Annotated in this window: 13 protein-coding genes and 2 tRNA genes; all 15 read left to right on the plus strand. The window is 72.0% G+C overall.

The genetic code is table 11. The annotated features are described in order from the left end of the window. Positions 1 to 28 precede the first annotated feature (28 nt). The 15 genes from IEY63_RS10080 to IEY63_RS10150 all read left to right on the plus strand — a co-directional run bounded on the left by IEY63_RS10080 (position 29) and on the right by IEY63_RS10150 (position 11902). Complete coding sequence (locus IEY63_RS10080; protein ID WP_189068885.1) at positions 29 to 634, plus strand: glycerol-3-phosphate acyltransferase; 606 nt, start codon at positions 29 to 31, stop codon at positions 632 to 634. Continuing rightward, positions 631 to 2733 carry a hypothetical protein gene (locus IEY63_RS10085; protein ID WP_229784633.1) on the plus strand — a complete coding sequence of 701 codons (2103 nt, stop codon included), beginning with the start codon at positions 631 to 633 and terminating at the stop codon, positions 2731 to 2733. Before IEY63_RS10080 ends, IEY63_RS10085 begins: the two co-directional genes overlap by 4 nt. 49 nt (positions 2734 to 2782) lie before the next feature. Continuing rightward, on the plus strand, positions 2783 to 3349 hold the full coding sequence (locus IEY63_RS10090; RefSeq protein WP_189068886.1) for a UbiX family flavin prenyltransferase: 567 nt from the start codon (positions 2783 to 2785) through the stop codon (positions 3347 to 3349). Next, positions 3339 to 4016 (plus strand): 2-C-methyl-D-erythritol 4-phosphate cytidylyltransferase, encoded by a 678-nt coding sequence (ispD, locus tag IEY63_RS10095; RefSeq protein ID WP_189068887.1) that lies wholly within the window; start codon positions 3339 to 3341, stop codon positions 4014 to 4016. The genes IEY63_RS10090 and ispD overlap by 11 nt, the downstream gene beginning before the upstream one ends. Then, positions 4013 to 4861: a 4-(cytidine 5'-diphospho)-2-C-methyl-D-erythritol kinase gene (locus tag IEY63_RS10100; protein WP_189068888.1), complete on the plus strand. Its 849-nt coding sequence runs from the start codon at positions 4013 to 4015 to the stop codon at positions 4859 to 4861. Before ispD ends, IEY63_RS10100 begins: the two co-directional genes overlap by 4 nt. Before the next feature lie 192 nt (positions 4862 to 5053). Beyond that, a complete protein-coding gene (locus IEY63_RS10105; protein ID WP_189068889.1) occupies positions 5054 to 5425 on the plus strand; it encodes a hypothetical protein in 372 nt (123 codons plus the stop codon). 107 nt (positions 5426 to 5532) lie between these two features. Next, the gene (locus tag IEY63_RS10110; RefSeq protein ID WP_189068890.1) at positions 5533 to 7941 is read left to right on the plus strand and encodes a penicillin acylase family protein; all 2409 of its coding nucleotides are present in this window, start codon (positions 5533 to 5535) and stop codon (positions 7939 to 7941) included. A gap of 12 nt (positions 7942 to 7953) precedes the next feature. Then, complete coding sequence (locus tag IEY63_RS10115) at positions 7954 to 8553, plus strand: single-stranded DNA-binding protein (protein ID WP_189068891.1); 600 nt, start codon at positions 7954 to 7956, stop codon at positions 8551 to 8553. 3 nt (positions 8554 to 8556) lie between these two features. Further along, positions 8557 to 9318, plus strand: a complete 762-nt coding sequence (locus IEY63_RS10120) for a metallophosphoesterase (RefSeq protein ID WP_189068892.1) — start codon at positions 8557 to 8559, stop codon at positions 9316 to 9318. A 139-nt stretch (positions 9319 to 9457) separates the two neighbouring features. After that, positions 9458 to 9533 (plus strand) — tRNA-Asp (locus IEY63_RS10125). Between the two features lie 5 nt (positions 9534 to 9538). Next, positions 9539 to 9614: transfer RNA gene (locus tag IEY63_RS10130), tRNA-Phe, on the plus strand. Between the two features lie 92 nt (positions 9615 to 9706). After that, complete coding sequence (locus IEY63_RS10135; protein WP_189068893.1) at positions 9707 to 10138, plus strand: DUF6508 domain-containing protein; 432 nt, start codon at positions 9707 to 9709, stop codon at positions 10136 to 10138. Positions 10139 to 10322: 184 nt separating this feature from the next. Next, entirely contained in the window at positions 10323 to 10790 is a 468-nt protein-coding gene (gene queF, locus IEY63_RS10140) for a preQ(1) synthase (protein WP_189068894.1), read from the plus strand. 4 nt (positions 10791 to 10794) lie between these two features. After that, entirely contained in the window at positions 10795 to 11205 is a 411-nt protein-coding gene (locus IEY63_RS10145; protein ID WP_189066319.1) for a 6-pyruvoyl trahydropterin synthase family protein, read from the plus strand. 4 nt (positions 11206 to 11209) lie between these two features. After that, positions 11210 to 11902, plus strand: coding sequence for a 7-carboxy-7-deazaguanine synthase QueE (locus tag IEY63_RS10150; protein ID WP_189068895.1), 693 nt, complete (start codon positions 11210 to 11212; stop codon positions 11900 to 11902).

Consider the following 11902-nt stretch of genomic DNA (forward strand, 5'->3'; position numbering starts at 1 on the left):
CGGAGCGGCGCTCTAGAATGCCCGGCGTATGCCTGACCTGTCCGCGACGCTGCCGCCCGTGCCCACGCTGCTCGTGACGGCTGCGGCGTTCCTGCTGGGCTCGCTGGTGAGTGGCGTGCTGTACTCGCGCGCGCGCGGCGCGGACATCCGCGACCGGGACCTGCCGGGCGGGAGCGGCACGTGGCGGCAGTTCGGGCGGGGCGCGGCGGCGCTGGTGACCGCCGGCGACATCCTGAAGGGGGTGCTGGCGGCGCTGCTGGCGCGCGCGGTCGTCCCGCAGGGCGGCGAGGCGCTCGCGGCGCTGGTGACGGGCGCGGTCGTGGCCGGGCACTGCTACCCTGCGTTCTTCGGCTTCCGGGGCGGCGGGGGCATCGCGCCGCTGCTGGGCGCGCTGCTGGTGTTCGCGCCGGGCGTGCTGCTGGCCCTGCTGCTCACGGCCGCCGTGGTCATTCCCACGTACAAGGCGACCCTGCAAGCCCGGCTGAAACTGAATGCCGTGCCGTTCACGACGGCCGTGGCGGTCCCGGTGGGTCTGCTGGTGGGGGCGCTGACCGGGGGCTTCTGGCCGCTGCTGGCGGGCGGCGTGGTGATGGCCGTGCGGGCCGCGCACCTGCTGCGCCTGGAGCGCGCGTGAACCGCCGCGGCCGGGCGTGGCGGGCCGGGCTGGCCACGCTGACCCTGCTGGGCGCCGTGGCGGGCGCGACGACCACGCTGGAGGGCCGCACGCTGCGCCACGAGGGCAGCCGCGTGTGGCAGCGGACCCTGCCGGACGCGCTGGGCCCCCTGACCGGCCCGCTGGAGGTCGGCAACGTCGTGCTGGTGGGCGCGGGCCCTGCCGTGTACGCCCTGGGGGCGGGGGGCGTAATGACAGGCCGCGCGGACCTGCCGGGCGTCGTGAGCAGCCTGGACGCGGGCGGGGGCGTGGTGACGGTGTCCACCGCGCTGGGCGGCGTCACCGAGCGCTTCACACTGAATGTGCAGGGCGGCGCCCTGAGTGCCGAGGAGCGCGTGGTGCTGCCACCCGACCCGGTGGTGACCGGACACCTGGCCAGCGTGGCGGATCAGGTGCCCGCCGCGCAGCTGGGCGCCGCGGCCCGCCTGGACCCCCTCAACCCGTTCCTGGCGCTGCGGCTGGCGCGGGCGCAGCGCGACCCGTACGCGGCCCTGAGCCTGGTGCGCCGCAGCCTGAGCGGGCCGCTGCCGTTCCCGGCCTGGGTGCAGCTGGCGACCCGGCTGGACGCGGCGGGCTTCCCGGCCGCCGCGGACCTCGCGCTGGCACAGGCGCAGGAGGACGCCGCGGCCCGCGGAATTGACCCGGAGGTTCCGGTCAGCCGCGCGGCGCTGGGCGCGTACGGGAATCCCAGCGGGTACGTGGGCACGCTGCTCGCGCAGGGCCGCGTGGACCGCGCAGGCGTGTGGATGACGTACCTGCGGGACCTGCACCCCCGCTTCCAGGGAGGCGGGGCGCTGTACGAGCGGTACGCGCGGACACTGGACGCCCAGGGGCGCGAGGGGGAAGCGGCGGAGTGGCGGCAGTTTGCGCGTTCGCTGCGCAGCGGCACGCTGTACAACCTGGGCCTGGAGGGCCTGGGACCCGTGCGGGACGCGGCCAGGCTGGCCAGCCTGGCCCTGGGGCTGGCGCTGCTGGCGGCGCTGGTGACGCTGGCGCTGCGGGCGTTCCCGGCCCAGGCGGAGGACACCCGCGCCCTGGGGGGCCGGTACCGGTCGTGGCTGCGGCGGCCGCTGGCGCGGGCGCGGCGGGTGTTCGTGGCGTACGCGTCCCCCAGTGAGCGCCTGACCGTGACGCTGCTGGCCCTGGCGCTGCTGGGCACGCTGGGCGGCGTGCAGTGGGCGAACCTGGCGGGCGCGGCGCTGCGCTCGCCGGTGCTGTCCAGTGGCACGTACGGGGGCGGGTGGTGGAACGCGCAGCTGGACAGCGTCAGCCTGCGTCCCGGGCCGGACGCGGCGCTGCTGACGGCGCTGGGCGCGCAGCTGGACGGCGAGGACACCCGCGCCCGCGAGCTGTACACCTCGGCGTTGCCGGAGGCGTGCGCGCGCAACAACCTGGGCGTGATCGCGCAGGTGCGCGGGGACGCCCCACAGGCCCGGGACCTGTTCCGTACGGCGCTGGCGGCGCAGCCGGACCTGATGGCTGCGGCGTTCAACCTGGGCCTGAAGCCCTCGTCGCCGGAGGCGAACTTCCAGCAGACGCTGCGGCCCGAGCAGCCCCGGCTGTGCTACCCGGATCAGCGCAGCCTGACGCGCGCGGTGACGGGCGACCTGAGCGTGACGCTGCGGGCCTCACTGCGCGCCCCGCTGGCCCTGCTGGACCCCTCGGCGGGCGGCTCGGCGCGGCTGGGGCTGGCCCTGCTGGGCGTGGGGGGCCTCGCGGCGCTGCTGGTGCTGTCGCTGCTGCTGCCGCGCACGCCGCTGCCCCTGGCGCGGTCGCGTCCGGCAGGTTTCCGGCTGCTGGGGCTGCTGCTGCCGGGCGCGTCCCTGCTGGACTCCCCGTGGGGTGGGGTGCTGCTGGGCGCATGGGGTCTGGTGCTGGCGGCCCTGTCGCCCTTGTCCGGCCTGGTGACCTTCGCGGGCCTGCCGCCGCTGGCAGAGGTGCGGACGCCGCTGCTGGTGGCGCTGGCCGTCACGTACGGGCTGAACACGCTGGCGTTCGTGCTGGCAGAGGTCCGGCAGGCGCGGCAGCTGAGCCGTGAGGGGCTGGCGGGGGGCAGCTGAGCAGCGGGCCGTACCGTCTGCGTGGCGCGGGCCTGTTAGCCTGCCGGGCATGAGGCTGGTGGTGGGGGTGTCGGGCGGCAGCGGCATGCCGTACGCGCAGGCGATCCTGCGGGCGCTGCGCGAACTGGACGTAGAGTCGCATCTGGTGGTCAGCAGCGGCGCCAAGCGGGTCATGACGGCCGAGTGCTCGGGGCCGCAGCTCTCGGACCTGACGGCGCTGGCGTCTTTCGTGCATGACGACCGGGATCTGGCGGCGGGCGTGGCGAGTGGCTCGTTCCGCACGGACGGGATGCTGGTGGTGCCGTGCAGCGCGGGGACGCTGGCGAAGATCGCGCAGGGCTTCGCGGATAACCTGGTGGCGCGCGCGGCGCACGTGACCCTCAAGGAGCGGCGGCGGCTGGTGCTGGTGCTGCGTGAGGATCCGCTGCCGCGCCCGATGCTGCTGAACATGCTCGCCGCGCATGACGCGGGCGCCACCGTGATGACGGCCAGCGCGGGCTTCTATCACGCGCCGGGCAGCGTGGACGAACTGCTGCATTTCGTGACGGCGCGGGTGCTGGATCAGTTCGGGCTGGACGTGCCGGGCTTCCGCCGCTGGCGTGAGGATGGCGCATGAGGGGCCGGGCGTGAGGGTCGCGGCGCTGATCCCGGCGGCGGGCTCCGGGACGCGGCTGGGCCTGGGCCCGAAGGCGTTCGTGGAGGTCGCGGGCCGCAGCCTGCTGGGCCGCAGCGCCGCCGCGCTGGCCCCGCACGTGGATGAGGTGCTGGTGGCCCTCCCGGCCGGGCTGGAACTGCCCGCTGACGTAACCGCGCGTACGGTCACGGGCGGCGACACCCGGCAGACAAGCGTGCTGGCCCTGCTGCGCGCCACGGACGCCGAGGTGGTCCTCGTGCATGACGCGGCGCGGCCCTTCCTGCCGGGCGCGGTGGTGCGGGCGGTGATCGCCGCGGCACGTGAGATTGGCGCGGCGACGGCGGCACTCCCGGTGGCGGACACGCTGGTGCGGGCCGGTCCGGGCGGCGACTGGGGCACCCTCACCCCACGTGAGAGGCTGTGGGCGGTGCAGACCCCGCAGGGCTTCCGGCGCGACGTGCTGCTCGCGGCGCACGAGGCGGCGCTGACCGACGGGTTTGCCGCCACGGACGACGCGGGCCTGATCGCCCGCACGGGGGGCGCGGTGCGGCTGGTGCCGGGGGACGCGCGGCTGTTCAAGGTGACCACGCCGGGCGACCTGGCCCTGGCACAGGCGCTGGCCCCGGTATGGGATGCTGGGGGGGCATGAGCGACCCTGCTGCCGTCACGTACTTCGCGCCCGCCAAGGTGAACCTGGGCCTGAGCGTCCGGGACCTGCGTTCGGACGGGTACCACGAACTGCACTCGCTGATGGTCCCCCTGAGCGTCGGGGACGACCTGGAGATCGCCCCGGCGGACACCCTGACCCTACGTGTCGAGGGCGCTGACCTGCCCGAGGACGACGGAAATCTGGTGTTCCGCGCGGCGCGCGCGTACCTGGACGCGGCGGGCGCACCGGGCGGCGCGGCGATCACGCTGCACAAGCGCCTGCCGCTCGCGTCGGGCCTGGGGGGCGGCAGCAGCGACGCGGCCACCACGCTGATGGCGCTGGCGCGGCTGTACCCGGCGGGCGTGAACCTGCCCGCGCTGGCGCTGAACCTCGGTGCGGACGTCCCGTTCTTTCTGCTGGGCCGCGCGGCGGTCGCGTCAGGCGTGGGCGAGGTGCTCTCCCCCACCCCGGTGCCGCGCGTGGCGCTGGTCCTCCTGAACCCGGGCGTGGAGGTCAGTGCCCGTGACGCGTACCGGTGGCTGGACGCCGAGGAGGCCTTCACGCCCGCCCTGGACGTGGAGGGCATCCTGGCGGCCCTGTCGAATGGCCGGCCCGTTCCGTACCTGAATGCGCTTCAAGATCCGGTCGCGGCGCGGCACGCAGGCATCCGCGGGGCGCTCTCGGCCCTGACGGACGCCGGGCTGCACTCGCCACTGATGAGCGGGTCGGGCAGCACCTGCTTCGCACTGGCGCGCGACGACGCGCACGCGCACGACGCGGCGCACGCCCTGACCGCGCGTCACCCGGGCTGGTGGGTGCAGTCCGCGCACGTGCTGGGCGGCTGAACCCGCCCTGCCGGACCGCGGCACCGGCTCCGGCGCGTGGCCGCCACCGGGACGCCCGCCATGACCTTCAGGCTGGGTCAGGTAAGGGGGTCGTAAGGGACGCGGCCGTATGCTGCTGGTATCCCGCGCGTGTCCGTGATGACCTCGCCTGACACTCCTGCCTGACGGCCGCGTGGATCACGGAGTTCCTGCGTGTCCCACACCCCCACCCTGATCACGAATCCTGCCCTGTTCGTTCCGACCGCCGCCTTCGAGCGGATCAGCACGCTGCCGCAGCGGCACACGCTGCCGGGCGCGGAACTGATGGTCTTTCAGTTCTCCAACGGGTACGGCGCGGCCGTGACCCGCCAGCTCTCGCGGCCCGAGGACAGCGCCTTCGAGTTCTGCGTGCTGGACTGCATGCAGCCCACGCCGCAGCCGTGTTTTTCCACGACGGTGGCGGCGTCATTCCTGTCGGGCCTGTCCCGTGAAGGCACCGAGGGCCTGCTGATGCTCACCGAGCGGCTGGGGCTGCACCCGCGGCGCGTGCAGGCGAACACCAGCCTGCTGGACGAGGAATTCTGACCGCCTACGCCTGAGGGAATTGAACTGACCGCGCGGCGGGGGCATACCTACCCCCGCCGCGCGCCTGGTGTGCCTGGGGCGGCGCGGGGCTATGCTGCGCGGGTCACATGAACACGCAAACGGTAGGGCCGCTGCGGCGGCGGGGGTCGTGGGGTCGCCGCGTGGCGACCGGAGTGCTGGGTACGCTGCTGCTGCTGGGCGCAGCGGGCGGCGGGGCGTACGCGTGGCTGCGCGTGACCAGCGAACCGCAGCGTTCAGGGAACGTGAACCTGGCGGGGCTGGGCGGGAACGTGCAGGTCACGCGGGACGCGTGGGGCGTGCCGCACATCCGCGCGCAGATCGATGAGGACGCCGTGTTCGCGCTGGGGTTCGTGCACTGGCAGGACCGCGCGTGGCAGATGGACTTCCAGCGGCGCGTGGCGCAGGGCCGCCTGGCGGAGGTGCTGGGCGAGGCGGCTCTGCCGCAGGACAAGTTCCTGCGCACCTGGGGGTTCCAGCGGGCCGCGCAGAGCGCCCTGCCCGCCCTGGATGACCGCTCGCGCCGCCTGATCCGGGCGTACACGGCGGGCGTGAACGCCGCGCAGGCACGCGGGAAACGCGCCCCGGAGTTCCGCATCCTGGGATACACCCCGGAAGCCTGGCAGGACGTGGACACCGTCTCGTGGAGCAAGCTGATGGCCTTCGACCTGGGCGGTAACTACGACGAGGAGGTCCTGAACGCCCACGTGACGCGCCGCCTGGGCGCGGACGGGCTGGATCAGGTGACCGCGCCGTACCCGGCGGATGGACCCACGATCCTCAGCGCGGACGAGGTGGGCACCGAGAAGAGCGCGCCCCTGAGCGGCGCGACCTCGGTCACCCCCAGCTTGCCGGAGGCGACGGTCGCGGCGCTGCGCGCGCACCTGCGGGCCGCCGAGGCGCTGGGCCTGCAGCACCTTCCCGGCAAGGGCAGCAACGACTGGGTGATCGGCGGCTCGCGCACCGTGAGCGGCAAACCCATCCTGGCGGACGACCCGCACCTGGCGCTGACAGCGCCGATGCTGTGGTACCTCGCGGACGTGCAGGGCCGTGACTTGAAGGCGATCGGGGCGAGCATCCCGGGCCTGCCGGCCATCGTGATCGGCCGCAACGAGCGCGTGGCGTGGGGCGTGACGAACGTGAACCCGGACGTGCAGGACCTGTACGTGGAGCCCGAGGGCGCCGCCCTCACCAGCCGCCAGGAGGTCATTAAGGTCAAGGGGCAGCCCGACGTGACGATCACCGTCCGCGAGAGCGCGCACGGCCCGGTCATCAGTGACAACGGGGGCGGCGGCCTGAACTTCACGGACGCCGGGCCGCGCGTGGCCCTGAAGTGGACGGCGCTGCAACCCGGCGACACCACCATGGACGCCTTCCTGGGCCTGAACTACGCGCAGAACTGGACGCAGTTCACGCAGGCGCTGTCCCGCTACGTGGCGCCCAGCCAGAACTTCGTGTACGCCGACGTGGACGGCAACACCGGGTACTACGCGCCGGGCCGCGTGCCCATCCGAGAGGGCTGGGACGGCAGCGTCCCCGTGCCGGGCGACGGCAGCCGCGAGTGGAACGGCTTCGTTCCCTTCGCGCAGCTGCCCCACACCCTGAATCCCGCCGACGGGCTGGTCGTCACCGCGAACAACAAGGTCGTCCCCGACAGCTACCCCTACCTGCTGGGCAACACGCGCAACTGGGCCGAACCGTACCGCGCGCGGCGCATCACGCAGCTGCTGACCGCCACCCCCAAACTGAGCGTGGCGGACGTGCAGCGCACCCAACTGGACACGCACAGCCTCGTGTGGGACGACTTCCGTCCCCTGCTGCTCGCCACGCGCCCCGGCAGTGACCGCGCCCGGCAGGCCCTGAGTACCCTGCAAGGCTGGGACGGCAACATGACCACCAGCAGCCAGGGCGCCCTGCTGTTCGAGGCGTGGCTGATGAAACTGCAGGAGATGGCCCGCGACGAACTGAACGACACGACCGTCATGAACAGCCTGTCCGTGCTGAACCAGCTGCGCGCCGGCGGCGAGCTGTGCGCGCAGGGCGGCCAGGGCGACTGCGCGGCCCTGCTGACCCGCACCCTGGACGCCACCCTGACTGATCTTCAGGGCCGCCTGGGGGACAACATGCAGGCCTGGACGTACGGCAAGCTGCACCAGGTGGCCAGCAACCACCGCGCGTTCGGGAAGGTCAGCGCCCTGGCGTGGCTGTTCAACCACCACGCCCCCACGCCCGGCGGCACAAACACCGTGAACGTCGCCCGGCCCGAGCACGACACCTTCGCGCAGACGCACGGTCCCAGCTACCGCCAGATCGTCGACCTGAGCGCCCCCGACCGCAGCCTGTACATCGGCAGCCTGGGGCAAGCGGGCAGCCCGCTGGCACCACACGCCACCGACCAGATGAACCGCTGGATTGACGGGCAGTACCTGCCCATGAGTACCCAGGCCGCCGACTGGGGAAACACGCAGACCCTTACCCTTCACCCGGCCGGACAGTAGGTAGACTGCCGTATGGCCGAACCTCACCGCGTGCGCGACGCCCTGCGTGCCAGCATGACCGCCTGGGCCACCCTGACCGTCCGGGACGACCAGGCCCGCGTGACCCTCGCCCCCGACCTCGACGTGCTCGCCCCGCAGCTCGACGCGATCGACCCCGGCTGGAGCCTCACCTGGGCGTGCGACCACCCCAGCCCCCCCATCGTGCGCGCCCGCCTGAACGTCCTAGGTGCAACGCGCGAGGGTCTCGCCAGCGCGCACACCCTCCAGGACGCCAAACTGGCCGCCCTGGCGGACCTGGCCCGCTCGTACGGCGTGACGCCCACCAGCGACCCCATCTGGGTCGAGTACGACCCGGAGGACGGCGCGAACACCAGCGAACTGGAAACCGACACGCCCGCCCCCCGCCCCGCCGCCGAGCGCCCCCTGCCCCCCCAGCCGCCCCGCGACCCGCAGATGGAAAAAGCCCGCCGGCACATCGAGGACCTCCTCGAGCAGCTGAAAGTGGCCGGGCGCGGCGGGGACGCCGCGCGCATTCTCATGCGTGGCTACGGCGAGACGCTGGAAGAAAGCCGCGCCATCTACAAGGAACTCCACGCCCTCCTGAAAGGCTGACCCATGCGTAAATTCCTCGCCTTCGGTGACGTGCACGCCGACTTCGACCTCCTCTGGGCCGCCCTGCGCGCCGCCAGCTGCGCCGACGGCGCGGGCCTGCCCACCCCGCCCGTCCAGGCCGGGCTGTTCCAGGTCATCCTGATCGGCGACCTCGTGCACCCCAAGAACGAACGTGACTACGCGCAGCTGACCGGCCTGCCCCGCTTCGATCACAGGAACCCGGACCACCTGTTCCTCGCCGCCCGCGAACAGATCCGGCACCTGGAAAAACTCAAGGCGTACCAGGAGGCCGCGCCGCACGCCGTGCACATCATCCTGGGCAACCACGACGACGCCGTCCTGAACACCAGCTACGTGCTGGGCACCAGCGGCGGCATGGTGCACGTGGAATTCGACCCGGACCACGGCGGCCTGATCCTGCCCGAACATCTCGCCGCGTGGCTGCGCAGCTTCCCGCGCGAACTGCGCGTCGGGACCGTGCAGTTCGCGCACGTCTCACCCCTGCCCGCGCACGCCTACTACGACGACCTGTTCTACGCCGACCATAGCCCCAAACGCTGGTTCCGCGAATCCCCCGAGTACGTCCGCATGGCCGGACTCGACTACGGCGTGTACGGCCACACCCAGATCGACGGCGGCATTCACCTCGACGAGGATCACAACCTCGCCATGATCGACGCCCTGCACGCCCGCGAGTACCTTGAACTCCTGCTCGACCCCGGTCAGGACGAACCTGTGAAGAACGTCCGCGCCGTTCCCTTCTGAAGTGCCCCCGTGGGTCGGCACACGCGACTTGGGCCCGCTGACCCCGCCGGCACGGCCCCCTGTGGCGGCCTCGCATTGACAACCGTGAAGTGCGCCGCTATCCTTAACCCCGCTGCTTTTGCAGCCCCCTTCAAGGCACGGTCCGGTAGTGTAGCGGTTAGCATATCTGCCTGTCACGCAGAAGGTCGCGGGTTCAAATCCCGTCCGGACCGCCAAGGAAGGCTAGGTAGCTCAGCTGGTAGAGCAAACGACTGAAAATCGTTGGGTCGCCGGTTCAAGTCCGGCCCTGGCCACCACCAAGAATCGCCCCCACCCCAGCGGTGGGGGTTTTTCGTGGCCTCACGCCCATGTCCGCCTGCGTTCATGTGCCGGTGCCATGCTGGGCCGCATGGTTCCTCAGTTCACCCCGGACGCGCTGCGTGCCGTCGCCGCGTTCCTGCCGGTCATGACCGACCCGGCGTTCCGCTTCACGGACGGTCAGCCGCCCGCCGTGGTCCTGACGGACGGCGGCATCCAGATGCGCGGGTATGCATACGATCCGCAGGTGGCGCGGCTGCTGGAGACCCTGAACGCGTTCGGGTGGGTCTACCAGGACGAGCGGTTTCAGTGGCCTCAGTGGGCGCAGTCGCCTGAGGCGCGCGCCCTGCGGGATGACCCGGCGGTGCTGGCGCGGGCCACGCCGGTGCAGCTGGCGCGGCTGCTGACGATCTTCGCGCGGCAGGAGCGGTTCAATGACGGCGCGCGCCTGGGCTTCTGGGAGTCCGGGCTGCTGCTGGGCATCCTGCACCGCGCGGCGGCACTGGCGGATGCGACGGGCTGAGCCCTCTCCCCTGCCGGGTGCCTGCACGCCTTTGTTCCCCGGCCCCTGGCAGGGATGCATGGACTTGTGGATAATGCGCGGTTGAGGTCGCGCCTGCGGGTGCGGACTCCCACAACCGGGTGACCTGTGCTGTCACCCCAGGCCCGCGCCGTTCAGGGCGCGGCCCTGCCGGGAGGAAAGACATATGACGAACGTGACTGCCGGGGCCGACTGCGGACCCCAGAACCCTGGTTTTGACCGCCGCTACGACGTGCAGGGACTCGACGCGATTGACGTGGCCGTGCTGGGCACGTTCCCGCACGTGCGCGAGGACGACCCGGTCCGCTACCCGGGCGAGCCGATGCAGATCGAGATCGTGACCGACGAGTTCAGCCCGGTCTGCCCCTGGAGTGGCCTGCCGGACTTCGGCCGCCTGGAGATCCGGTACCTGCCGCGCGAGGCGTGCGTGGAACTGAAGAGCCTGAAGTACTACCTGACCAGCTACCGCTTCGTGGGTATCTACCACGAGCACGCGACGCGGCGGGTCCTGGCGGATCTGGTAAACCTTCTGAATCCCCTGAGCATGGAGATCCGCTGCGATTACGGCATGCGCGGCGGGCTGAACACGATCTGCACCGTGAACTACGTCGCGCCCGACCATCAGGGGGCGTAGGCGGATGCCCTGGAAGCTGAGTTCGGAGTTCACGTTCGATTCGGCGCACGTGATCACCGGCTACGACGGGCCGTGCGGGAGATTGCACGGGCACACGTACCGCGTCCGGATGGAACTCACCAGTGACCGCCTGCGCCCCAGCGCACACGTGAAGCGGGCCATCATGGTCGCGGACTTCAAGACCCTCAAATGGGCCAAGAAGGACGTGGATGCGGGCGGTCTGGACCACGCGTACCTGAATGACCTCCCCGACTTGGGCGACGACACGACCGCCGAGGTCATCGCCGCGTACATCCACCGCAAGACGATGGACCGCGTGCGCGCCGACCTGCCCGAGGGGGACGACGGCGCGGACCTGCGCCTGCACGTGACGCTTTGGGAAACCCCGGACAGCAGCTGCGAGTACTGGGAATGAGCGCATGAAATACCCGGTGTACGAGCGGTTCTACACCTGGCAGGGCGAGGGGGTGCACCTGGGCCGCGCGGCGTACTTCATCCGCCTGTACGGCTGCCCCCAGGCCTGCCCCTGGTGCGACAGCGCCGGGACGTGGCACCGCGACTACCGCCCCGACGGCGTGACCCTGATGGATGCCAATGAGTTGGCCGAAGTGGTGCGCGCCGAGAGCCCAGACGGCGCAGTGGTAGTCGTGACGGGGGGTGAGCCGATCCTGTTCGACCTCGCGCCCCTGACGGACGTCCTGCACGCCCTGGGCCGCCGCGTCCACATCGAAACGAGCGGCATCGCGCCCCTGCGCGGCGCGCTGGACTGGGTGACGCTGTCCCCGAAACCCTTCGGTCAGCCCCCACGGCCCGAAGTCGTGGCAGTCGCGGATGAGGTGAAGATCATTGTCCACGAACCCGGTGATCTTCAGGCTGGGCTGGACGCCCTGACCGGCCTGCCGGAGGACGCAGTGATCTGGCTGCACCCCGAGTGGAGCCGGGCCCGTGAACGGGACCTGACCGTCCTGAACGCAATCACGCAGGCAGTGAAGGAGAACCCGCGTCTGCGGGCCGGGTACCAGATGCACAAGCTGTACCGCGCCGACGACCTCGACGCGCACAGCGACAAACGCCTCATCCCCCTGGGCGGCAACGCGGAGCTCGGGTACTGA

The organism is Deinococcus radiotolerans (assembly GCF_014647435.1).
Taxonomy (GTDB): domain Bacteria; phylum Deinococcota; class Deinococci; order Deinococcales; family Deinococcaceae; genus Deinococcus; species Deinococcus radiotolerans.